The 21,450-nt window shown below is 61.1% G+C and carries 24 protein-coding genes; 6 read left to right on the top strand and 18 right to left on the bottom strand.

What is annotated here, in order from left to right; translation table 11 throughout:
- Position 1 precedes the first annotated feature (1 nt).
- The 5 genes from ABWI03_RS16295 to rpsB form a co-directional block, all read right to left on the bottom strand.
- The gene (locus tag ABWI03_RS16295) at positions 2 to 898 is read right to left on the bottom strand and encodes a phosphatidate cytidylyltransferase (RefSeq protein ID WP_095970724.1); all 897 of its coding nucleotides are present in this window, start codon (positions 896 to 898) and stop codon (positions 2 to 4) included.
- Positions 899 to 946: 48 nt separating this feature from the next.
- Entirely contained in the window at positions 947 to 1,504 is a 558-nt protein-coding gene (gene frr / locus ABWI03_RS16290) for a ribosome recycling factor (RefSeq protein ID WP_003942777.1), read from the bottom strand.
- Between the two features lie 43 nt (positions 1,505 to 1,547).
- A complete protein-coding gene (pyrH, locus tag ABWI03_RS16285; protein ID WP_019747988.1) occupies positions 1,548 to 2,276 on the bottom strand; it encodes a UMP kinase in 729 nt (242 codons plus the stop codon).
- 199 nt (positions 2,277 to 2,475) lie between these two features.
- Positions 2,476 to 3,303, bottom strand: a complete 828-nt coding sequence (tsf, locus tag ABWI03_RS16280) for a translation elongation factor Ts (RefSeq protein ID WP_007734877.1) — start codon at positions 3,301 to 3,303, stop codon at positions 2,476 to 2,478.
- A 134-nt stretch (positions 3,304 to 3,437) separates the two neighbouring features.
- Positions 3,438 to 4,295 (bottom strand): 30S ribosomal protein S2, encoded by an 858-nt coding sequence (rpsB, locus tag ABWI03_RS16275; RefSeq protein WP_003942709.1) that lies wholly within the window; start codon positions 4,293 to 4,295, stop codon positions 3,438 to 3,440.
- 307 nt (positions 4,296 to 4,602) lie between these two features.
- Between rpsB and ABWI03_RS16270 the strand changes: the two genes are divergently transcribed.
- Entirely contained in the window at positions 4,603 to 5,103 is a 501-nt protein-coding gene (locus tag ABWI03_RS16270) for a M23 family metallopeptidase (protein ID WP_298780255.1), read from the top strand.
- A gap of 12 nt (positions 5,104 to 5,115) precedes the next feature.
- Here ABWI03_RS16270 and ABWI03_RS16265 read toward each other — a convergent pair whose 3' ends face one another.
- Together ABWI03_RS16265 and ABWI03_RS16260 are read right to left on the bottom strand one after the other, a co-directional pair.
- On the bottom strand, positions 5,116 to 6,225 hold the full coding sequence (locus ABWI03_RS16265; RefSeq protein WP_124566298.1) for a MinD/ParA family ATP-binding protein: 1,110 nt from the start codon (positions 6,223 to 6,225) through the stop codon (positions 5,116 to 5,118).
- Positions 6,226 to 6,348: 123 nt separating this feature from the next.
- The gene (locus ABWI03_RS16260; RefSeq protein WP_298780262.1) at positions 6,349 to 7,275 is read right to left on the bottom strand and encodes a tyrosine recombinase XerC; all 927 of its coding nucleotides are present in this window, start codon (positions 7,273 to 7,275) and stop codon (positions 6,349 to 6,351) included.
- A gap of 84 nt (positions 7,276 to 7,359) precedes the next feature.
- Here ABWI03_RS16260 and ABWI03_RS16255 point away from each other — a divergent pair, with 84 nt between their 5' ends.
- A complete protein-coding gene (locus ABWI03_RS16255) occupies positions 7,360 to 8,532 on the top strand; it encodes a multidrug effflux MFS transporter (protein WP_298780558.1) in 1,173 nt (390 codons plus the stop codon).
- Here the strand turns inward: ABWI03_RS16255 and ABWI03_RS16250 are convergent.
- From ABWI03_RS16250 to ABWI03_RS16230, 5 genes are all read right to left on the bottom strand, one after another.
- Positions 8,529 to 9,299, bottom strand: coding sequence for a siderophore-interacting protein (locus ABWI03_RS16250; RefSeq protein ID WP_235172001.1), 771 nt, complete (start codon positions 9,297 to 9,299; stop codon positions 8,529 to 8,531). The two genes, ABWI03_RS16255 and ABWI03_RS16250, sit on opposite strands and share 4 nt — an antisense overlap.
- A gap of 294 nt (positions 9,300 to 9,593) precedes the next feature.
- Positions 9,594 to 9,953, bottom strand: a complete 360-nt coding sequence (locus ABWI03_RS16245; protein WP_003942721.1) for a histone-like nucleoid-structuring protein Lsr2 — start codon at positions 9,951 to 9,953, stop codon at positions 9,594 to 9,596.
- 459 nt (positions 9,954 to 10,412) lie between these two features.
- Positions 10,413 to 11,540, bottom strand: a complete 1,128-nt coding sequence (dprA, locus tag ABWI03_RS16240; RefSeq protein ID WP_095970730.1) for a DNA-processing protein DprA — start codon at positions 11,538 to 11,540, stop codon at positions 10,413 to 10,415.
- Positions 11,537 to 13,045 (bottom strand): YifB family Mg chelatase-like AAA ATPase, encoded by a 1,509-nt coding sequence (locus ABWI03_RS16235; protein WP_298780278.1) that lies wholly within the window; start codon positions 13,043 to 13,045, stop codon positions 11,537 to 11,539. Before ABWI03_RS16235 ends, dprA begins: the two co-directional genes overlap by 4 nt.
- A complete protein-coding gene (locus tag ABWI03_RS16230) occupies positions 13,045 to 13,401 on the bottom strand; it encodes a YraN family protein (protein WP_200317623.1) in 357 nt (118 codons plus the stop codon). Before ABWI03_RS16230 ends, ABWI03_RS16235 begins: the two co-directional genes overlap by 1 nt.
- A 262-nt stretch (positions 13,402 to 13,663) precedes the next feature.
- Here ABWI03_RS16230 and ABWI03_RS16225 point away from each other — a divergent pair, with 262 nt between their 5' ends.
- Positions 13,664 to 14,398, top strand: a complete 735-nt coding sequence (locus ABWI03_RS16225) for a hypothetical protein (protein WP_095969306.1) — start codon at positions 13,664 to 13,666, stop codon at positions 14,396 to 14,398.
- A gap of 108 nt (positions 14,399 to 14,506) precedes the next feature.
- Here the strand turns inward: ABWI03_RS16225 and ABWI03_RS16220 are convergent, their stop codons facing one another.
- Positions 14,507 to 15,214 (bottom strand): helix-turn-helix transcriptional regulator, encoded by a 708-nt coding sequence (locus ABWI03_RS16220; RefSeq protein WP_296555472.1) that lies wholly within the window; start codon positions 15,212 to 15,214, stop codon positions 14,507 to 14,509.
- A gap of 252 nt (positions 15,215 to 15,466) precedes the next feature.
- On the opposite strand from ABWI03_RS16220, the gene ABWI03_RS16215 reads away from it, so the two are divergent.
- The 3 genes from ABWI03_RS16215 (at position 15,467) to ABWI03_RS16205 (ending at position 18,056) form a co-directional block, all read left to right on the top strand.
- Positions 15,467 to 16,474: an iron-siderophore ABC transporter substrate-binding protein gene (locus ABWI03_RS16215; RefSeq protein ID WP_234036777.1), complete on the top strand. Its 1,008-nt coding sequence runs from the start codon at positions 15,467 to 15,469 to the stop codon at positions 16,472 to 16,474.
- Between the two features lie 82 nt (positions 16,475 to 16,556).
- The gene (locus ABWI03_RS16210) at positions 16,557 to 16,775 is read left to right on the top strand and encodes a hypothetical protein (RefSeq protein ID WP_124566304.1); all 219 of its coding nucleotides are present in this window, start codon (positions 16,557 to 16,559) and stop codon (positions 16,773 to 16,775) included.
- Positions 16,776 to 16,874: 99 nt separating this feature from the next.
- Positions 16,875 to 18,056: an RtcB family protein gene (locus ABWI03_RS16205; RefSeq protein WP_235171982.1), complete on the top strand. Its 1,182-nt coding sequence runs from the start codon at positions 16,875 to 16,877 to the stop codon at positions 18,054 to 18,056.
- Positions 18,057 to 18,140: 84 nt separating this feature from the next.
- Here ABWI03_RS16205 and ABWI03_RS16200 read toward each other — a convergent pair whose 3' ends face one another.
- The 5 genes from ABWI03_RS16200 to ABWI03_RS16180 all read right to left on the bottom strand — a co-directional run bounded on the left by ABWI03_RS16200 (position 18,141) and on the right by ABWI03_RS16180 (position 21,392).
- Positions 18,141 to 18,446: a DUF2469 domain-containing protein gene (locus ABWI03_RS16200; protein WP_003942715.1), complete on the bottom strand. Its 306-nt coding sequence runs from the start codon at positions 18,444 to 18,446 to the stop codon at positions 18,141 to 18,143.
- Positions 18,447 to 18,483: 37 nt separating this feature from the next.
- Complete coding sequence (locus ABWI03_RS16195; RefSeq protein WP_095969243.1) at positions 18,484 to 19,164, bottom strand: ribonuclease HII; 681 nt, start codon at positions 19,162 to 19,164, stop codon at positions 18,484 to 18,486.
- Between the two features lie 50 nt (positions 19,165 to 19,214).
- Positions 19,215 to 20,018 carry a signal peptidase I gene (lepB, locus tag ABWI03_RS16190; protein WP_200315319.1) on the bottom strand — a complete coding sequence of 268 codons (804 nt, stop codon included), beginning with the start codon at positions 20,016 to 20,018 and terminating at the stop codon, positions 19,215 to 19,217.
- 55 nt (positions 20,019 to 20,073) lie between these two features.
- Positions 20,074 to 20,415, bottom strand: a complete 342-nt coding sequence (gene rplS / locus ABWI03_RS16185) for a 50S ribosomal protein L19 (protein ID WP_003942791.1) — start codon at positions 20,413 to 20,415, stop codon at positions 20,074 to 20,076.
- Positions 20,416 to 20,504: 89 nt separating this feature from the next.
- Positions 20,505 to 21,392, bottom strand: coding sequence for a hypothetical protein (locus ABWI03_RS16180; RefSeq protein WP_003942742.1), 888 nt, complete (start codon positions 21,390 to 21,392; stop codon positions 20,505 to 20,507).
- Positions 21,393 to 21,450 lie beyond the last annotated feature (58 nt).

Raw genomic sequence — 21,450 nt, 5'->3', positions numbered from 1 at the left:
ATCAGACGAGTGCGTACAGAATCAGCCAAGTCACAAATGCCGACGGCAGGAGTGAATCCAGGCGATCCATGATTCCGCCGTGTCCGGGAAGCAGGGTTCCCATGTCCTTGATGCCGAGTTCACGCTTGATCTGCGATTCGATCAGGTCGCCGACCGTCGCGACTACCACCAGGACGACACCGAGCAGGACGCCGATCATCGAGTTCGCGTCGAGGATCAACGTCACCGACAACAAGCTGCCGATGACACAGAAAATGAGGGACCCGACGAATCCTTCCCATGACTTCTTCGGGCTGACCGCCGGAACCATCGGATGCTTTCCGAACAGGACGCCGGCCGCGTAACCACCGATGTCGGAGCACACGACACCGATCATCAGGACGAAGACGCGACCCGGGCCGTCGTCTTCGAGCACCATCAACGCACCGAAGGACGCCAACAGCGGGATCCATGCCAGAACGAACACCGTGATGGAGGTGTCTCTCAGGAAGTTCTTCGGGGTTGCCTTGAGCCCGTGGTCGAACAACCGCCACACCATGCACACCAGGACGGTCGCGGTGAATCCGCTGAGCACCCCGACAGGTCCCCACGGCCAGCCGAGCCAGATCGTGGCTTGTCCGCCGACGAGCAGCGGAATTCGCGGCACCTCGATGTCGGCTTCTCGGAGTCGCGTGGTGACCTCCCACGTCGCGATGAACATCGCAACCGCGACGACGGCGATCCACCCCGGGGGCAGGAAGATCAAAGTGCCGATGACCAGGGCGCCGAGACCGGCTCCGACGCCGATGGCGGCAGGTAGGTTCCTGCCCGCCTTCGACTTCGGCGGTTGCGCGCCCTCAGCGCCGCCCGTAGGCCCGTCCGTGACGGGACCACCGGCGGTTCCCTCTTGTGCGTGCACCCAAACTCCCTGATCTACTCCCGACGACAAACACTGCAAACGAGGAGGCTATACCTCCATCAACTCTGCTTCCTTGTGCTTGACGAGTTCCTCGACCGTGTGCACGTACTTCGCCGTGGTCTTGTCGAGTTCTTTCTCTGCGCGACCGACCTCGTCCTCGCCGGCTTCACCGTCCTTCTGGATCCGGCCGAGCTCGTCCATCGCCTTACGGCGGATGTTACGCAGCGTGACCTTCGAATCCTCGCCCTTGGACTTGGCCTGCTTCACCAGTTCACGACGACGCTCTTCAGTGAGCTGCGGAACCGAGATGCGGATGATGCTGCCGTCGTTGGACGGATTCACACCGAGATCCGAGTTGCGGATCGCCGTCTCGATCGCGTTGAGCTGCGAAGCCTCGTACGGCTTGACGATGACCATGCGGGCCTCGGGAACATTGATGCTCGCGAGCTGCGTGATCGGCGTGATCGAACCGTAGTAGTCGATCACGATGCGCGAGAACATACCGGGGTTCGCGCGTCCGGTGCGAACCGAGCCGAGATCGTCCTTGGCTACCGTGACAGCCTTTTCCATCTTCTCTTCTGCCTCGAAGAGCGCTTCATCGATCACGGCTGTTCCTCCATGTTGTTCTGCATCATTTTTTGGGTGTCACTCACGACTTGATCAGGGTGCCGATCTTCTCACCGGACACCGCGCGAGCGATGTTTCCTTCGGTGAGGAGGTTGAACACCATCATCGGCATCGAGTTGTCCATGCACAGGCTGAATGCCGTCGCGTCCGCGACCTTGAGCTCACGCTCGATGACCTCGCGGTGCGTGATCTGTTCGTACATCGTCGCGTCCGGGTCGATACGCGGGTCGGCCGAGTAGACGCCGTCGACTGCCTTGGCCATCAGCACCACCTCGGCACCGATCTCCAGTGCGCGCTGCGCAGCAGTGGTGTCAGTCGAGAAGTAGGGCATACCCATCCCGGCACCGAAGATGACTACGCGACCCTTCTCGAGGTGCCTACGTGCGCGAAGGGGAAGGTACGGCTCGGCGACCTGTCCCATGGTGATGGCCGTCTGCACTCGGGAATCGACGCCGGCCTTCTCCAGGAAATCCTGCAGAGCGAGGCAGTTCATGACGGTGCCGAGCATGCCCATGTAGTCGGAGCGGGCGCGATCGAGGCCACGCTGCTGCAGTTCCGCTCCGCGGAAGAAGTTTCCGCCGCCGATGACCACTGCAACCTGCACGCCTGATCGAACGACCTCTGCGATCTGCTCAGCCACCTTGGTGACCACGTCGGGATCGAGACCGACTTTGCCGCCTCCGAACATTTCGCCGCCGAGTTTGAGCAGGACCCGCTTGAATCCTGGACGTTCGTTGGCTGGTTCGGACATTGTTCTCCTCAGTTCGATACAAGACCTTGTAGGTCCTTCATTCTTCTTCTGCCGCGAATCGGACACCGCGACATAGGAAAGCCCCCGGGACTCGTCCCGAGGCACTCTCATCCTGCCTCATCGGAGGCCCCAGGTACACGTAGACCCCGCCGGTAGAGCAAATGCTCTTCAGGCGGGGTCCATGTGTGCGGGCTCCGAATTAAGCGGAGGCGCCGACCTCGAAACGCACGAAGCGCTTGATGGTCACGCCTGCCTCGTCGAGGATCGCCTTGACGGTCTTCTTGGAGTCCGTGACCGAAGACTGCTCGGTCAGAACGACGTCCTTGAAGTAACCGTTGACGCGGCCTTCGATGATCTTCGGCAGCGCCTGCTCGGGCTTGCCTTCTGCGCGGGCGGTCTCTTCGGCGATGTGACGCTCGGAAGCGACGATCTCCTCGGGAACCTCGTCACGCGTGACGTACTTCGCCTTGAGCGCTGCGACCTGCATTGCAGCGCCGCGCGCGGCCTCAGCAGCAGCATCGCCTTCACCGGTGTACTCGACGAGAACGCCGACAGCGGGCGGCAAGTCGGAGCTGCGCTTGTGCAGGTACACGGCAACGGGGCCGTCGAAGGAAGCGACGCGGCTCAGTTCGAGCTTCTCACCGATCTTCGCGGACTGCTCCGCAATGACGGTGTCGATGGTCTTGCCGTCGAGCTCGAGCGCCTTGAGAGCGTCGAGGTCAGCAGGCTTACCAGCAGCAGCGACGGTCACGATCTCGTCGGCCAGCTTGATGAACTCGTCGTTCTTGGCGACGAAGTCGGTCTCGCAGTTGATCTCGATCATGACGCCGTCCTTGGCGACGACGAGACCCTCAGCGGTGGTGCGCTCTGCGCGCTTTCCGACATCCTTCGCGCCCTTGATGCGCAGCTGCTCGACGGCCTTGTCGAAATCGCCGTCTGCATCTGCGAGTGCGTTCTTACATGCCATCATTCCGGAGCCGGTGAGCTCACGGAGCCGCTTGACGTCAGCGGCGGTGTAGTTCGCCATGATTAGCGAGCCTCCTCATGTGTCTGTTTCGGACCTAGGACTAACGGTGAAGCACGGCCTGACGGTGGTGCTCGGGCCTAACGGTGAAACGGCCCTGACCAAATGAACTCTTGGTCAGGGCCGGTTTCAACGAATCAGGCCTCGGTGGCCGGTGCCTCTGCGGCGGGGGCTGCTTCAGCCTCTGCAGCCGGAGCTGCCTCAGCCTCTGCGGCGGGAGCTGCCTGCGAGAGCAGTTCCTGCTCCCACTCGGCGAGGGGCTCGCCTGCGCCGGCTTCGGGCTTCGCGTCCTTGTCGGCGCTCAGTCCTGCACGTGCCTGCACGCCCTCGGCAACCGCGGAAGCGACAACCTTGGTCAGCAGTGCTGCGGAACGGATGGCGTCGTCGTTGCCCGGGATCGGGTAGTCGACGAGGTCGGGATCGCAGTTGGTGTCCAGGATCGCGATGACCGGGATGTTCAGCTTGCGAGCCTCGGCAACTGCCAGGTGCTCCTTGTTGGTGTCGACGATCCACACCGCGGAAGGAACCTTGGCCATGTCGCGGATACCACCGAGGGTGCGATCCAGCTTGGTCATCTCACGCGTGAGCATGAGGATTTCCTTCTTGGTGCGACCTTCGAATCCACCGGTCTGCTCCATTGCCTCGAGCTCCTTGAGGCGAAGCAGACGCTTGTGAACGGTGGTGAAGTTGGTGAGCATGCCGCCGAGCCAACGCTGGTTGACGTAGGGCATTCCGACGCGAGTCGCTTCGGAAGCGATGGACTCCTGCGCCTGCTTCTTGGTGCCGACGAAGAGAACGGTGCCGCCGTGGGCAACGGTCTCCTTGACGAACTCGTACGCCTTGTCGATGTACGTCAGCGTCTGCTGGAGGTCGATGATGTAGATGCCGTTGCGGTCGGTCAAGATGAATCGCTTCATCTTCGGGTTCCAGCGACGGGTCTGATGTCCGAAGTGGGTTCCACTATCGAGCATCTGCTTCATGGTTACGACAGCCATGGCTGTGTACCTCAAACTTTCAATCCGGTTGATGCAGGCGATCGGGTGATCCCTGCCCTGGCACCCGCACGGCCGTCGGACCTGTTTCGTGAGAATCAGGACCAGCCGAGGCCGGAAAACGTGCGCGGGCGCGCGAAGTCGGACTGTGCGAGCACAGACCGCTCGACAAGTGTACGTCCTCGTCCCCCGATGCCATAACCACCCCGGAAGCAACAGACCGAACCGGCGGTTGTGGATCGGCGGTTCTCTTGTGGATTACCCGCCTGATCTGCGTTGAAGCGCGAACGACTCCACGGAAGATCAAGGAATGACGATGTTGAGCGGAGCCTGGCGCGGCGTGGTCGTTGCCATGATCTCCTGCTGTGCCGCCGCCGGCACGGCGTCGGCAGACGCGCGTTTCGACTGGCCGCTCGCTCCCCGGCCGCACGTGGAACGCGTATTCGACAAACCGGCCGAGAACTGGCTGCCGGGTCATCGCGGCGTCGATCTCGGCGGCAGTGCCGGCCAACCCGTCCTCGCTGCCGGCGAGGGCATCGTGGCGTTCGCCGGAGTCGTCGCGGGCAAGCCCACGGTCTCGATAGATCATTCCGGCGGCCTACGCACGACCTACGAACCCGTGGTGACCGACGTTCACGCCGGTGAACGTGTCGCGGCCGGGGCCGTGATCGGCACCCTGGAATCCGGCCACGAAGGGTGTGTCGTCGCAGCATGTTTGCATTGGGGCGTGCGACGAGGCCGCGAGTACCTCGATCCCCTCGGTCTTGTTCGGAGGCAACCGCTCAGGCTCAAGCCACTGAGAGATGGCTGATCAGTCGCAGAATCAGTGCCATTCGGAAACGGCGTGCCGACCCACAGCGTCCGCGAAGTCGTCGGCCACCATCGCTGCCAATTCCATGAATGCTCGCCTGGTGGCCGGTCGCATCAACTCGAGGTCCATCACCGACCCCTCCGCGAGATGCTCGTCGAATGGAATGACCTCGACGGCGCGGCATCGACGCATGAAATAGTCCACCAACGCGTCCATGTCGATCACGCTCGACCCTGGACGGGCGGCACTGATGACGACGACGGTCCGTTCGACCAGGTGACCGTAACCATGCAACTGAAGCCAATCGAGCGTCGCCGCCGCACTTCGGGCCCCGTCGATTGCCGGCGAACTGACGAGCACCAACGAATTGGCAAGATCGAGAACGCCGTTCATCGCCGAGTGCATGATCCCGGTACCGCAATCGGTGAGAATGATGTTGTAGTAGACCTGCAAGATGTCGATGACCTGGCGATAGTCCGCCTCGCTGAATGCTTCCGAAATCGCCGGATCCTGCTCACTCGCCAGGACCTCGAGACGACTCGGCGACTGTGATGTGTGCACTCGCACGTCCGAATAACTCTTGATGTCCGGCCGCGCGGCAATCAGATCGCGCACTGTCGAATTGGTCTGCAGCGGAACACGTTGCGCCAAAGTTCCGAAATCGGGATTGGCGTCGACCGCCACGACACAGTCGCCGCGAAGCGACGCAAACGTTGCACCGAGCCCCACCGTGACCGTTGTCTTGCCCACGCCCCCCTTGAGCGAGAGCAAAGCAATTCGGTAGTCGTTGCGTATCGGCTGTTCGATGCGGGCGGCCAGGGCGCGGTTGCGCTGTTCGTTGGTCGATTCCCCCAGATTGACCACACCACCGGTCGCACGATGCAATCCTCGCCGCCAGCCACCCCGGGGTGTCCGTTTGGGGCGTTTCAGTAAAGCCTCGGCAACCAGATCCTGGTTTGTCACCTGCTGCTGACTGGACGGCGGCGGTGGCGCCGTCCAGGCCTCTTGCGGTCGCACCGCAGGCTCCGGCGTCGGCACCGGCAGTGGAGCCGGTTGCGGCGCTTCGGACAGCCAGGCCGGTTGGCCACTGTTCGGCGGGTGCTTCACATCTTGGCGGTTCACGAATCCCCCGGATATCGCATGTAATCGAGTGTCTCGACACGACGATCGAACTTTGCCGATTGTTCACTCTTCCGACCTGCGACGCTACCAAATACCGGCCGAGAACTCGCGTCGCTTGACGATCTAGGCGCGTGGATGGGCCTGATCGTGGACGGATCGAAGCCGTTCGACCGACACATGCGTGTACAGCTGAGTGGTCGCCAGACTCGCATGCCCGAGGAGTTCTTGGACCACACGAAGATCAGCACCACCCTCCAGCAAATGTGTCGCAGCCGAGTGCCGAAGCCCGTGCGGACCCATGTCGGGAGCTCCTGGAATTGCAGCCATCGTTTCGTGGACGACCGAACGCGCCTGACGCTGATCGAGCCTCCCGCCTCGAACTCCGAGGAGCAATGCTCGCCCGGACCGATCCGAACTCAGTGCGGGTCGCCCGTGCTCCAGCCACCCGTTCAGAGCCGATTCTGCGGGCAGTCCGTAGGGCACCGATCGCTCCTTGTTGCCCTTGCCGAGAACACGAAGCAATCGTCGATCGGCGTCGACCGACTCTAAGTCCAGTCCACACAACTCACCGACACGAATTCCGGCGGAGTACAACAATTCCACGATGAGCCTATCCCGCAAGGCGAGCGGCTCTTGTTGCTGCGCACCGCTTTCCGCCGCATCCATGGCGTCGAGGGCTTGACTCTGACGCAGCACCGTCGGCAGTGTACGACGAGCAGGTGGAGCCGCCAGACGTGTACCCGGATCGACGGGAATGCGTCCGGTCTGCGCGAGCCACGCTGTGAAACCGCGCGCCGACGACGCCCGACGAGCGACCGTCGTGCGGGCCGTTCCGACGGCATTCTGGGCGGCCAACCACGAGCGCATGACCCCAAGGTCGAGGCCGTCGAGATCTACCTTCTCCGAACCCGCGGCGAAATGGGTCAGCAATGCCCGTGCGTCGCCGACGTAGGCGCGGATCGTGTGTTCCGACCGACCCCGACTCAGTCGGAGGTGCTCGGCATAGGCATCGAGGTGAACACTCAAGCTCGCCGGCAATGCGTCAGTCATGAACACACGCTCGCCCGCCGCGATTGAAACTGCAAGCTGCCTCGCCGATAGGGTTGATCGGTGAATCGAGCAATTCCTCTGAAGATGTTGTGTGTACTGGCACTGATTTCCGCAATCGCTCCACTGTCCATCGACATGTACCTGCCCGGCCTACCCTTGATGGCGGATGCACTCGACACTACTGCGGCCAGCGTTCAGCTGACACTTACCACCTTCATGGCGGGCCTCGGAATCGGGCAGCTGATCATCGGGCCGATCTCCGACGGACTGGGCAGGCGACGGATACTACTGGCCGCGACGATCATCACGGCACTGAGCGGCGCGGCATGCGCAATGGCACCGAACATCGAGTTTCTCATCGGTGCGCGACTCGTCCGGGGATTGAGTGGAGGCGCTGCCATAGTCCTTGCCCGCGCTTGTATTGCCGATCGAGCACGTGGCGATGACGCGGCGAAGCTTTTCAGCATCATGATGATCATCGGCGGTATCGCTCCCGTGGTCGCCCCACTGATCGGCGGTGCAATTCTCGGCCCCGTCGGATGGCGCGGAATCTTCTGGGTGCTGGCCGTCGCAGGTGCTGTGATGGTGGCTGGCGTCGTGTTGCTTGTTCCCGAGACACTTCCACCCGAGCGACGCCACGGCGGTGGGTTGAAGGCACTGATCTCGAATCTGCGATATGTCGTCCGAAATCGGCACTACCTCGGTTATGCACTCGCATTCGTCTTCGGATTCGGCGCCCTGTTCGCGTATATCTCCGCATCACCGTTCGTCGTTCAGAACGTCCTGGGGCTCACTCCGTCACAGTTCTCGATAGTGTTCGCAGTGAACGCCACCGGAATGGTCACGGCAGCGATGATCACCACTCGCCTTCTCGGCCGAGTCGGCGCTCGCACATTACTGCGATTCGGGGTGTGCCTACTCCTCGCCGGCGGTGCCGTATTGTTCTGCACCAGTGTGGTTTTCAGCTCCATGAATCCCTGGTTGATCTTGGGCCCGCTGTTCGTCGCCATTTCGAGCATCGGGTTCATCATGGGCAATGCGACCGCTCTCGCCCAAGGAGAGGTCACCAACGCGGCCGGAACCGGCTCAGCACTGATGGGAGCGGGCCAGTTCGGCTTGGCCGCGCTGGTTTCGCCGTTGGTGGGAATTGCGGGAGAAGACACGGCAGTTCCGATGGCAATCGCAATTCCCACCTTCGGAGTTCTCGCGGCCGTTGCGCTCATGTTGCTTACTCGCGGCAAGGCCGCAGCAGCTTAGCTTTCGGCCGCGGCGAATTCGGACTTCCACACTCGGAAGCCTTCTTCGGTGCGACCACGACGCCAGTATCCGGAGATAGAAGCGGCCGACGCCGGGACATTTCGTTCCTTGCGAATGTATGGCCGAAGGTTATGCATGACGGCTTGCGCCTCGCCGTGAATGAATACGTGAGGTTCGCCTGGCAGCCACTCGAGCGCCTTGACCGCGGCAACAACTGGCGCGTTGTCACCTGCCGACTCTTCACCCACCGCGTCGGACGACGCTCCGCGATGCAGCCAGGTCACGGCAATGCCCTCTGGAGCATCGAGTGCAATCTCGTCTTCCGGTCCACCGACTTCGACGACGGCGTAGCCGACCGCATCCGGCGCCAAACTTGCTATCGACGCAGAAATGGCAGGTATTGCGGTCTCGTCACCGACGAACAGATACCAATCAGCGGACGGTGACGGTGAAAATGCGCCGCCCGGTCCACGCAGGGTAATCTCAGTGCCCGGCTGAACTGAAGCCGCCCAAGGACCTGCAACTCCGACGTCACCATGGACGACGAAATCGATCGCTATCTCTTTGGTAGCAAGATCGTAGGAACGGATCGTGTAGGTACGCAGGACGGGCTGATCAGGAGTGCCGAATTCGATCTTTACATAGGAATCGCTGTATTCGCTGGGAGTGAACGACTCGAAGCCTGGTCCCCCGAGAAACACTCGTACCATATGGGGGGTCAATTGTTCGGTCCGCAGAACCGTCAATGCAGTTGTCGGCTTGGCCACAGAAAGATCCTTCCGAAAGTTAGTGTTACCTAACTAATGTACACGACAATTGCAGCACGAGGGCGAAATACCTCGCCGACGACTCCACGCAGCGCTCTGTCGGCCCTTGTACGCAACGAAAGAAACCGACCAATCTGCTGGGTAAATACGGTGCCACATACGCGAATTCTCTGATCAGCTTCACATAGACGACCTGTCGGACAAAGCTGTCCGAGAACTCGGCAAAGCAACAGTAAAATACACCTCTGGCTCCCGGCGAAGTTCGCCGGGAGCCAGAGGTGTATTTAATTCAATCTAGTGTGCAGCGTCGAAAGCGTCGATGATTTCCGCTTTGATACGTCCACGCGGAGCAACTTCGTAACCGTTCTTACCCGCCCAGTCACGGATGGCCTGGAGCGTCTCCTTGGAGCGGCCTGAACCCGATGTGGCCTGCGGAGATGCAGCCTGAGCCTTCTTACCGCGCTTCCCGCTCACCTTCGCGGCCGCCTCGACGAACGGCTTCACCGCAGCGTCGAACTTCTCCGCATTGGTGGCGCGCAGATCGATCACGTAATCCGTTCCCTGGTAAGAGAACTCAATTCGATCACCGAATCCATCGTCAATCGGCTTACCGTCAAGGTCGTCGATGAGTTGCCGAATCAGCTTCTCAGCCATTGCACTCCTCTTTCAATGATCGATTCAATTCTCCTTCACAATACACAGATAGAGCGTTGATGAACAAAAGAAGTTCGTAAGTCTCCGTGATTTCCGAACAGACTCAATGGTCCGAATTAGCAGCAGGTTAGCGGCATTGCCTCGAACGAACATGGTCCCGAAATTTTGTACATTCACACTTCGGGTACCGGGTGTCGATCAATACCCGCCGTCATCGTGATCCAGACTAATCGGACTTCTATGCACATAGACCTGAGGCTTTCCTGAGACTTGTCGAACCTGCAGGTCGGGTCGGCAAAGCGGGGTCGAGAATTACATTGCACACAGTCGAGCAAATTCACGAAATATAGCCCTGACGTGCAATTACCGATGCACTGACGGTATTGAAGATTCGCTGCCTTCGGAAACGATTAGTGAGCATCGCCACGCATGGTCGGACAGCGCAGAGAGGTTCACGAACTACCGCGTCCGAAACCAACCACTCGAATCAGAACTTGCAAATCCCTCGAGTTCGAGCAGAGGAAGAGTTGCACGAACCTGAGCTATGAGCAAGCCCGATTCCTCGGACAACTCACGGGTACTACGAGACCCTGTTCCCGGCAGAGCTTCGTATACCAACCGAGAATTGCCGCGCAATGAGTCGATGTCACGCGTCGCCGCAGCATCCTCCGCGGAATCCCCGACACCAAATGGACCTGACGCTTCGACTACATCCACGGCATTGGAAACGAGTTGCGCTTCACCTTCGCGAATCATCCGGTGACATCCGGTCGACGATGCCGATGTCACCGGTCCCGGCACCGCCATTACCGGGCGCCCCAATTTCCGAGCCCAATTGGCGGTATTGCGTGCCCCACTGCGCCAACCCGCCTCGACAACCACGACTCCGTCCGACAACGCAGCTACCAGTCGATTCCGTGCCAGAAATCGGAACTTTGCAGGTGTCGTGCCGGGTGGATATTCACTTATCACCGCACCCGAATTCGCTATCTGTTTGAGTAGTCGCGCATGCCCGGACGGATACGCTCGATCCACCCCACAGGCCAAGACGGCCAGAGTGGTTCCGCCTACGCCCAATGCAGCGCGGTGCGCGGCCCCGTCGATACCGAAGGCCGCCCCGGAAATCACGGTCCATCCGTCGACGGCGAGGTCACCGGCAATCTCTGCCGTCACATGTTCGCCGTATGCAGTCGATGCCCGCGTGCCGACAATCCCAACCGATCTCTCGGTGAGATCAACCAAATCCCCAGACCCCAACATCCACAACACAAATGGTGCCGTCTCGCCCCCGGAGGCATCGAGTCCGTCGAAGGAAAGCATCCGCCACGCAGGCCAATCGGTGCAGTTCGGAGTTACGAGCCTGCCACCCATTGCCTCCATCAGGTCGAGATCTCGCTGGGCGGTGTCGATGTGAGCGCGGGCTCGCGTCTTCTCCTCGATCGAGGGCGGCAGATCGCCCTTGCGAACCGCCCTCGCAGTTTCTTCGACCCCGAGCTCGTCGATCAACATGGACATATACGCGCTGGGCCCCTGCACGACGCGGGACAGATATGCCCAAGCGAGTAGTCGTGGATCGTGTGCAGTCATTGGAATCCCTTGTCTCGGAAGTCGAGTGCGGTGACAACTTGGTCGGGCCCTGGCATCGCCTCACCTGCCAGATCGGCGACACTCCAGGCAACCCGCAACGCTCGGTCAGCCCCACGAGCGGTTATCACCCCTTTACGCAGCGCCCGTTCCACCGGCGCCAACGCCGCACGCGAGAGTCTGAACTTCTGCCTCAACGCAGGCCCTGGCACTTCCGCGTTGGTCCGCCACCCGTACTCGCTCCACCGCTGGGCTGCAGTGTCTCGAGCTGCCGCCACGCGCGCACGAACATCGCCGGTGCTTTCCCCCACTTCGTCGATCAGCGCTCCGGTCGCAACGGCTTGCATCCGGACCCTGATGTCGACTCGGTCCAAGAGCGGGCCGGACAATTTCCCCAGGTACCGGCGACGCGCCGCGGGTGCACAAACACAATCCGCGTCTCTCGGCGGCGCGCACGGGCAGGGATTGGCGGCCAGGATCAGCTGGAACCGCGCCGGGTACCGCGCAACTCCGTCCCGCCGGGCGATTCGCACCTCCCCGTCTTCGAGCGGCGTACGTAGCGCTTCGAGCACTTTCACCCCGATCTCGGCACATTCGTCGAGGAACAGCACGCCACGATGGGCCCGGCTGACCGCACCAGGACGAGCCATCCCACTACCACCACCCACCAGTGAGCTGACCGACGAACTGTGATGCGGCGCAATGAAAGGCGGCATGTCGATCAACGGCCGATCCTCCGGCAACACCCCCGCCACCGAATGAATCGCCGTCACCTCCAACGACTCCCCCTCCGTCAACGGCGGAAGAATCCCCGGAAGCCGCTGCGCCAACATCGTTTTCCCGATCCCCGGCGGACCCGTCAACATCAGATGATGCGCACCCGCCGCCGCAACCTCGATCGCCCACCGCGCATCCGTCTGCCCGACAACCTCACTCAAATCCCGCACCACCACCGAATCCGCACGCTCGAAAACATCAGGAACAGCCAACGCCAACTCCCCACGCAACCACCCGATCACCGCAGACAAATCGTCGGCACCCAGCACCTCGATCCCCTTGACCAGGCCCGCCTCAGCCAACGCCCGATGCGGAACCACCACAGTCCCCCACCCCGCCCGCTTCGCCGCAAGCACCGCAGGCAACACACCACGCACCGTCCGCAAACGACCGTCGAGCGCCAACTCCCCCAAAAACACAGTCTCCCGCAACAACTTCCGCGGCAACTTCTTCGCCGCATCGAGAACCGACAACGACAAAGCCAAATCGTAAACACTGCCCACCTTCGGCAACGTCGCCGGCGACAACGCCAAAATCACCTTGCTGTCCGGCCACTCCTCACCGGAATTGGTCACCGCCGCCCGAATCCGATCACGCGACTCGTGCAACGCCGTATCAGGCAGCCCCACCAAATGCACCGCTGGCAACCCGCGCCCGATATCCGCCTCGATCTCCACGATCTGGCCGTCCACGCCACTGACCGCAACAGAATGCGCCCGCCCCAACGCCATCAGAACGCATCCACAAAATGCTCGACCGAAAACTCGCCGCCGCGGCCGATCAGCACCGCCACCACATCGAAACGCACCCTCGACCACGACCGACCCGAATCCGTGAGCCACTGCATCGCCAACACCCGAATCCGACGCTGCTTCGCGAACGTCACCGACTCCGCCGGACTCCCGTACCCGACACCAGAGCGAGTCTTTACCTCCACGAACACAATTCGATCACCGGATGTCGCAATCACATCCAACTCGCCGTACCGACAACGCCAATTACGCTCGACAATCTCCAAACCCGCATCGATCAGGAACTCGACAGCCACATCCTCGCCCCGAGCACCCAACGCCATATTCCTCGCCATCACAGCCCCCACCACTCACACCCCGCGCCCGCCCATACGAAACGCGTCCCACCCACCACCCTCGACCCACCACCACAAAACCAAGCCACCCACAACCGACCTGTGGACAACTCAGAACCTGTGCAATTCGGCAGCGTGATACATCAACGACGGCGCACAATCCGACAATTTTCTGAAATTCCCCACAAATTGGACGAAAGTCCAGTAGAACTAGTTACAGTTTTGCTCAAACCGTCACGCACCCCGCTGAATGGAGTTCTACATGGCCCGCCGCTCACTTCGCCACGCAGTAGCCACCACCACTTCCCTCGTTCTCCTCGCCGCCGGCGTCACCGTTGGACTTGGAGCCTCGGTGGCGCAAGCAGCACCGGCCTGCGCGCTCAACCAGTCGGTGACCGACGATTGGCCCGGCTCCGTCTGGACGCCCTACACCGTCAGCAAGCAGGTTGTCGGCGACGGCAAGGTCGCAGCGGGTCAGACAGTCACCTACATCACCAAGGTTTCCGGTTCGGGAGCACTCGTCAACGAGATCCGCGATTTCCACCCGGCAGGATTCCAGCTGGTGAAGGCTCGCCTGAACGTCAAATGGCTTATCGGCGACCAGAAGTGGGACGACGTCACCAAGACCGTCGTCGTCGGCAATGACTCCGTAATCGCCAAGGGCGGCGGATGGACCACGGCGGGCGGCGGCGTCATCGCTCTGGAGACTACCTACAGAGTTCCCGATAACGCAGTTGTCGGCACGCAGCTCGACAGCGGCGCCGGCACCAACATTGTGCTCGCGGGCGGAAACTGGAACATCAATCCGATGGGCGTCTGCGTCACCATCCGGCAGCCGAACCCCGTCGAGGCGGGCGCCGGAAGCCTCGAGGACATGGGCTTCGGCTCACTCAACTCCGGATCGGGCCAGGTATTCGGCTCCCTGACCGACCCGCAGGGGTCGATGACCAATGTCATCAGCGGCGTCTTGGGCAATGTGCTCGGCAACATGAGCTGACTCAGTTCGGATTAGTAAATGGGCCGGGCCACCAGCACATGCTGGCAGCTCGACCCATTTCTACGTTTTCGAAACAAGTTTGGCCATCAACGAATTTCGTCAAGGTCGTCAGCGACTCACTGCATCAGCTTTCGCACCGTACCGGGCCGGCGTCGTACCGAAGGTTTCCCGAAATGCGGCGATGAACCCACTGCTGGTGCGGTAACCCACCTGCGGGGCAACGTCATTGACACCCTCACCCCGTGCGAGCATCTCGAGTGATGCGTACATGCGTGCTCGAGTTCTCCACTGCCCGAACGTAATCCCCGTATCGGCAACAAAGGCTCGCATCAAGGTCTTGGAACTGACCCCGAGTTCGCCCGCCCACTCCCCCAGCGTCCGTGAGTCCGCCGGATCAGCGAGGATCCGGGCTGAAACCGAACTCGCCGCAGCGTTGCGAGGAACCGCGAGGACGTCGTGCCGTTCGGGTGCTGAAGCAAGAATGTCGTAGAGCAACTCCTGACTCATCAACCGCCGAGCATCGTCGATGGTCCGGTCGGCGAGGTGCCGCAACAATTGAGCGGACAGTGCGTCGACTTCGAGAACACGTGGCTGAGACCACCGCGGCCCGGCAGGGCGTAGATCCGGACGCGCATAGGCCGCGATCATGCACCCCTCCGTCAGAAGTGTCATGTCGTGGAGAACGGTGCCCGGCAGCCAGACCAAGTGTTCGCTGTGCAGGTGCCACACATTGCCCCCGGCAGCGATCTGCATCGTGCCTTCACTCATCCAGGCGATCTGATGCTCCGGGTGTCGATGAGCTCCGTACGCGGTCACGCCGTCGACGATGTTGGCGTAAACCTGAAAATCTTTGAATGTCCGTCCGCGACTATCGGGGAGCGCTAGCAAGGAGTTTGGGCGAGTCGAGTACTCGAGAGTGGACATTTTGCGTCTTCCTGGGCGTATCCGAGTCCATCCGGAAGGATGGACCGACAATTCTGCAAAGGTTAGCCTCACTTTATTGCTGATGCGACCAGTTCAGCACTTTCCTGCGGAACTCAGATCACTCGCCCACCACTTCGAAGGAGCATGTACGTGCCCTCACGTAGCACCCGAATCCTCGCCGCCCTACTCACGACGGCCGCGATCATCGGGTTCTCGACCGCCTGCGGAACCTCGCAAGGCGTCGACACCACATCAGCGACCCAGAGCAACGACGCATTCCCCGTGACGATCGAGCACGCCCTGGGTTCGACGACAATCGACGCCGAACCACAGCGCGTCGTCACACTCGGCTACACCGATCACGAACCACTGCTTGCCTTGGGAGTCGAACCCGTCGGCATGGCCGAATGGTGGGGGTCCGGCATGGATGAAAGCTGGCCGTGGACGAAGGACTACTGGAAGGGGAAAACTCCGACGTACATCAACAGCGGCGGAGACTTCAACTTCGAGCAAATCGCCTCCCTCGCACCAGATCTGATCCTCGCGCTGTACGCCGACATCGACACGGAAACCTACAAGAAGCTGACCTCGATTGCGCCGACCGTCGCGCAGAGCAAGGACTACGACGCATACACAACGCCGTGGACCGACATGACGGTCACCGCCGGGCGCGCCCTCGGCAAAGAACCACAAGCTCGACAATTGATCACGGATACCGAAAACGCGTTTGCCACCGCTCGCGCTGCGCACCCGGAATTCGCCGGGCAAACCGCGACGATCGTCAACCTCGACACTCCCGAGGGATACGTGTTCTCGTCGCACGACCCACGCGGAATCTTCCTCTCGTCACTCGGATTCACCCTCCCGCCGACGGTCGACACATTTGTCGGCGACCAGTTCGGCGACTGGCTCCCGAACGAGCGCTACGACATCCTCGAGCCCGTCGACCGCTTGATCGTGATGGCCGATCCGGAGGGCGAGAAGGCTCTCGCCGGCAACACTCTTTACCAGCGGTTACCCGCTGTGAAAAACGGAAATGCGATAGTCGTGCGATACACCGCAGATCCACCCGTCGGCGCTGCAATGTCCGGCAACACCGTCCTCAGCATCCCCTATGCCATCGACCAGCTGACAGCTACCTTGTCGAAGTAGACAACAGGACCAGGTATCGAAAATATGTTCGAAGAGTGTTAGCCTCAATCCCAGGAAGCACCCACGAACATCGAGGACCGCCATGGACGAGGTACCGGACACCGCGTTAGATCTGGCTCGACTGGTCGACGAGTTGACGGTTCTCGACCAGCGACGCGTCGACATCGGCGAGAGCTTGGTTCACCTCGAGTACCTCTACTCCCGAATGGGCGCTCGGCAACAGGCAGATGCTGCCCGAAAAGCCTTTCAGGAGAAGTATGTCGGGCGAATCTACGAACTCGCAGACGGCCTGCGCACCTGAAAAGGGGTTGCACACAACCACGGACGAAGCGCATGGTCAATCCTGCACGACACACGTCGGACCGATCGGTTCGGCTGTGAACTATGTGGGAGAAATCTGATGGAGAAGATCACCAAGAGGCTGTGGAACTGGGCATCGATACTCGACGAGAACACTCGTGAGCAAGCGCTGCGCACGTCCCAGATGCCTTTTGTCCGTCCACATCTGGCATTGATGCCGGATGCGCACCTCGGTGCGGGTGCGACGGTGGGTTCGGTCATTCCGACGGAAGGCGCAATCATGCCCGCCGCTGTCGGAGTCGATATCGGCTGCGGAATGATAGCGGTCAAAACCCAGTTCAGCGCACGCGACCTTCAAGGCCGCGACCTGAGCGTCCTTCGCCACAGCATCGAACGCTCCGTCCCGCTCTCGGCAGGTGTCTACAACACGACGCTGAGCGACACGGCGCACATCCGCATCGCAGAACTCGAGGCAATGGCGGGCGATCGCCTGGCCTTCTACGACAAGTTCAAGAACAACTGGAGGTTTCAGCTCGGAACGCTGGGTTCTGGCAACCACTTCATCGAGGTGACGCTCGACGAAAGCGACGGCGTCTGGCTTTTTCTGCACTCGGGAAGCCGCGGTATCGGAAACAAGCTCGCACAGCATCACATCAAGATCGCCAAGGACTTGTGCGAGCGGTGGTACATCGACCTTCCCGATCCGGATCTTGCCTACCTGGTCGAGAAGACACCCGAATTCGACTCGTACATCACCGATCTCAACTGGGCTCAGCATTTCGCCCTGCTCAACCGAGAAGAGATGATGGACCGCGTCGTGAAGGACTTCGCGCATTTCATGGGTGACGGCAAACCCGCGATCATCGACGAGCTCGAGCGGATCAACTGCCACCACAACTTCACCCAGAAGGAGTTCCACATGGGTCGCGGAGTGTGGTTGAGCCGTAAGGGTGCGATCAAGGCAGACGAGGGCACGCCCGGGCTCATCCCCGGTTCGATGGGAACCGCGAGTTACGTCGTCGTCGGCAAGGGAAACGTGCCCTCGTTCAAGTCCAGCCCCCACGGCGCGGGTCGGGTGTACGGACGTAACCAGGCACGCAAGACCTTCACCATCGAAGATCTCGACAAAGCGATGGTCGGCATCGAATACAAGCGCTCCGCGGCGTTCCTCGACGAGATCCCGGGTGCGTACAAGGACATCGACGTCGTGATGGACGACGCGAAGGACTTGGTCGAGATTCGACACACCCTGCGTCAGATCGTGAACGTCAAGGGCAACTGATCCGGCACAAAGCAGCGAAATACGAAGTGCCCCGCCGATATCGGCGGGGCACTTCGTCGTCGAGATCTGTGCAGCACGCACAGGTCAGTCAGGAAGGCGCAGATCCGGCTTGTCCAACTCTTCGATGTTGACGTCCTTGAACGTCACGACGCGCACGTACTTCACGAATCGCGCCGGGCGGTACATGTCCCACACCCAGGCGTCGGACATCCGCAGCTCGAAGTAGATTTCCCCGTCGGAATTGTGGGGCAGCAACTCGACCGTGTTGGCCAGGTAGAAACGTCGTTCGGTCTCCACGACGTAGGAGAACTGTCCGACGATGTCCCGGTATTCACGGTAGAGCGACAGCTCCATCTCGGTTTCGTACTTCTCGAGATCCTCGGCACTCATCGGTTTAGCCAGTCCTCCCAGTTCGTCTGAACTTCCATCATCCCGTACGGCCTGCACGTTGTTCCAACCGGACTCCCGCAGCCACCACGTTGGCATAGGTCATGCGGTGTTCGGGGCACGGCCCCAGGTCTTCGAGAGCGTCCATGTGCAGGGGCGTGCTGTATCCCTTGTGAATCGCGAAACCGTATCCGGGATGAGTGCTGTCCATCTCCGTCATCACACGATCTCGGGTGACCTTCGCGAGAACGCTGGCCGCGGCGATACATGCAGCGGCGCCGTCACCGCCGATGACCGGCAGCGACGGAGCCGTCAAACCCGGAACCCGGAACCCGTCGGTGAGGACGTAGCCCGGTTCGAGGTCGAGGCCCGCAACTGCTCGTCGCATCCCCTCGATGTTGGCGACGTGGATACCGATCTGATCGACTTCCGCAGCGGGTACCGAAATAACACTCCACGCCAACGCCAAACGCTTGATGGCCGGGAAAAGCTCCTCGCGCGCGCGTTCGGTCAACTTCTTCGAATCGTCGAGCCTCGCCAGTGCCGCTTGCGGTTTCGGCGCCAGGACACACGCGGCAATGACGAGTGGACCAGCGCACGCTCCGCGCCCGGCTTCGTCGACGCCGGCGACCGGACCGAGTCCGGTTCGCGCCAACGCAGACTCCATCGTCCGCAGACCTGCCGATCTGCGAATGACAACGCGAGGGGGCCAACTACTCACTGTCTCTGCCTACTCGGAACTACGCGAATCCATGTGTGCGGTCCGACAACTCAGTTGCCCTGAATGTCAGGCGCATCGATGCCGCCCATTCGCGACGGGGGAAGGACGATGAATCGAGCTTGACCGATGATGTTGTCGATCGGGACTGTTCCCTGGAACTCGTCATCCACGTGGTAGCGCGAGTCGGCGGAATTGCTGCGGTTGTCGCCCATGACCCACACGTGGCCCTCGGGAACGGTGATCGGTCCGAAGCATCGGCCCGACTTCACTTCGGTGTCACACGTTTGTGTTCCCGGAGTGAACGGGAAATCCATCTTGATGTACGGCTCGTTCAGCGGTTTGCCGTCGACCAGGACTCGGCCCTGGTCGTCACAGCATTCGACGGTCTGGCCACCTGTTGCGATCACTCGCTTGACCAAGTCGTTCTCGTCCGGCGGAACGAGGCCGACCCACGAACCGACTTCTTGAATGCCGCGGACTACAACGTTGTCGGACCGATTGGACACATATTTCGTGTTCCACGAATCGGGTCCCTTGAAGACGACGACGTCACCGGGTTCCGGATCGCCGAAGCGGTATCCGATCTTCTCCACCACGATGCGGTCACCGGTACATCCTGCACAGCCGTGCAGTGTCGGTTCCATCGACTCGGATGGGATGAGAAAAACTCTGAAGACAAATGCCTGAAGGACGATGCTGAGTACCAGCGCTACGCCGATCAGAACAGGGAGTTCTCGCAGGAACGATCGCTGTTTCTTCTGCGGCCGATGTGAGGTCGGTTCCGCGGAACCGCTTGATCCCTCGTGATTCTCGGGTCCGGACGACAATGCCTGCTCCTTCGAAGAATCTGCCACAGAAACCAGATTAGCCCGACACCGCGCGTACGCGGTGCCGGGCTCATCGGAAAGATCAGCGCTTTTCCTTGATCTTCGCCTTCTTGCCACGAAGCTCACGGAGGTAGTACAGCTTGGCGCGACGGACGTCACCGCGGGTCAGAACCTCGATGGAGGCCAGCGTGGGGCTGTGAACCGGGAAGGTGCGCTCGACGCCGACGCCGAAGGAGACCTTACGGACGGTGAAGGTCTCGCGAACGCCGCCGCCCTGGCGACGAATAACGACGCCCTTGAAGACCTGCACGCGCTCCTTGGAGCCTTCGATAACCTTGACGTTCACGTTGAGCGTGTCGCCGGGACGGAACTCGGGGATGTCGTCGCGGAGCGACTTTTTGTCCAGGAAGTCCAGGGTGTTCATATGTCATCCTTGTATTTCGCAGGAGCAGAGGAACCGAGCGGCACGCGTTTCGGTCTCCCGAAACGGCGCTCGTCTGGTTCGTGCCCAGATCAAGTGCTGCTGCCTGGTCCAGGCAACCCGTCCATTGTGCCAGACGCGGACACCAGCGGGGAAATCGGTGGCGGCGGAGCCGCGTGGATGGTGTGGTCCAGTTCCTGCTCGGCCGCGGTCATCGCATGCTCGACGCTCGGTGATCCGGCAATGAGATCCTGGACGTAGATCTTGGCCCGGATGACCGGTCGACGCCACTTCCGTTCACGCTCGAGCGCGCGGTTCATCCGTTTCGGCTTGCGCGTGTATCGCCAGCGAGCCCACGGTGCACCCGGCCGGCTCAAGCGAACCGCGCCGATTACCAGCAGCGGAAAGACGAACAGACCGACGAGCCCCGTCCAGATCTTCCCCTTGAGAATCACGATTGCCGCCAAGGCGAAGTTGATCAACGCGACGAAAACGAAGACCAATTTGATCCACGGATCTCGTTCTTCACGGAATCCAGCGACGTCGAGCAGTTCGAGGGGGCGGAAACCCAGCAGCACCAGACCGGTCACGGCGATCGCGACAAAGACCGCATCCACCGATGTCCGACCTTGTTCGGACCAGTACACATCCTTCAGATAGAAGATCAGTGCGAACTCGTCGAGCACCAACGCCGCACCCATACCGAAGATCGCCGCCAGGACGGCACCGGTGGTCTGCGAACCATCGACGTAGACCGCGATCAACGCACCACCGGAGATCATCATGGCGATCACACCGAACACGACGTGATGCACATGCTGACCTCCGGGCGCGATGTTGCCCGGCCACCATTTCACTTGCGCGCGAATCATCCGAACGCTGAGGCGGATGAAAAGGAACGCGGACAGGAACCCGAGCAGGAAGAACAGCAACGGCAATCGGCCATGGGCGATGATCTCGCGCTCGAGCCACTCTCGCATCGCTGTCCTCCCTTCACCGAATTCATGATCCGACCCTGATCGGATTCATACCGCCAAC

Source organism: Rhodococcus baikonurensis (assembly GCF_040489275.1).
Classification (GTDB): domain Bacteria; phylum Actinomycetota; class Actinomycetes; order Mycobacteriales; family Mycobacteriaceae; genus Rhodococcus_F; species Rhodococcus_F baikonurensis.
Note: the sequence above shows the minus strand (reverse complement) of the source record. Positions and strands in the feature narration are given on the sequence as shown.

Excerpts from the sequence above, each read along its gene's own strand:
- pyrH (WP_019747988.1), bottom strand. The coding sequence starts at position 2,276 with ATGTCCGAACCAGCCAACGAACGTCCAGGATTCAAGCGGGTCCTGCTC.
- tsf (WP_007734877.1), bottom strand. The coding sequence starts at position 3,303 with ATGGCGAACTACACCGCCGCTGACGTCAAGCGGCTCCGTGAGCTCACC.
- rpsB (WP_003942709.1), bottom strand. The coding sequence starts at position 4,295 with ATGGCTGTCGTAACCATGAAGCAGATGCTCGATAGTGGAACCCACTTC.
- ABWI03_RS16270 (WP_298780255.1), top strand. The coding sequence starts at position 4,603 with ATGACGATGTTGAGCGGAGCCTGGCGCGGCGTGGTCGTTGCCATGATC.
- ABWI03_RS16260 (WP_298780262.1), bottom strand. The coding sequence starts at position 7,275 with ATGACTGACGCATTGCCGGCGAGCTTGAGTGTTCACCTCGATGCCTAT.
- ABWI03_RS16255 (WP_298780558.1), top strand. The coding sequence starts at position 7,360 with ATGTTGTGTGTACTGGCACTGATTTCCGCAATCGCTCCACTGTCCATC.
- ABWI03_RS16245 (WP_003942721.1), bottom strand. The coding sequence starts at position 9,953 with ATGGCTGAGAAGCTGATTCGGCAACTCATCGACGACCTTGACGGTAAG.
- dprA (WP_095970730.1), bottom strand. The coding sequence starts at position 11,540 with ATGACTGCACACGATCCACGACTACTCGCTTGGGCATATCTGTCCCGC.
- ABWI03_RS16235 (WP_298780278.1), bottom strand. The coding sequence starts at position 13,045 with ATGGCGTTGGGGCGGGCGCATTCTGTTGCGGTCAGTGGCGTGGACGGC.
- ABWI03_RS16230 (WP_200317623.1), bottom strand. The coding sequence starts at position 13,401 with ATGGCGAGGAATATGGCGTTGGGTGCTCGGGGCGAGGATGTGGCTGTC.
- ABWI03_RS16225 (WP_095969306.1), top strand. The coding sequence starts at position 13,664 with ATGGCCCGCCGCTCACTTCGCCACGCAGTAGCCACCACCACTTCCCTC.
- ABWI03_RS16215 (WP_234036777.1), top strand. The coding sequence starts at position 15,467 with ATGTACGTGCCCTCACGTAGCACCCGAATCCTCGCCGCCCTACTCACG.
- ABWI03_RS16210 (WP_124566304.1), top strand. The coding sequence starts at position 16,557 with ATGGACGAGGTACCGGACACCGCGTTAGATCTGGCTCGACTGGTCGAC.
- ABWI03_RS16205 (WP_235171982.1), top strand. The coding sequence starts at position 16,875 with ATGGAGAAGATCACCAAGAGGCTGTGGAACTGGGCATCGATACTCGAC.
- ABWI03_RS16200 (WP_003942715.1), bottom strand. The coding sequence starts at position 18,446 with ATGAGTGCCGAGGATCTCGAGAAGTACGAAACCGAGATGGAGCTGTCG.
- rplS (WP_003942791.1), bottom strand. The coding sequence starts at position 20,415 with ATGAACACCCTGGACTTCCTGGACAAAAAGTCGCTCCGCGACGACATC.
- ABWI03_RS16180 (WP_003942742.1), bottom strand. The coding sequence starts at position 21,392 with ATGCGAGAGTGGCTCGAGCGCGAGATCATCGCCCATGGCCGATTGCCG.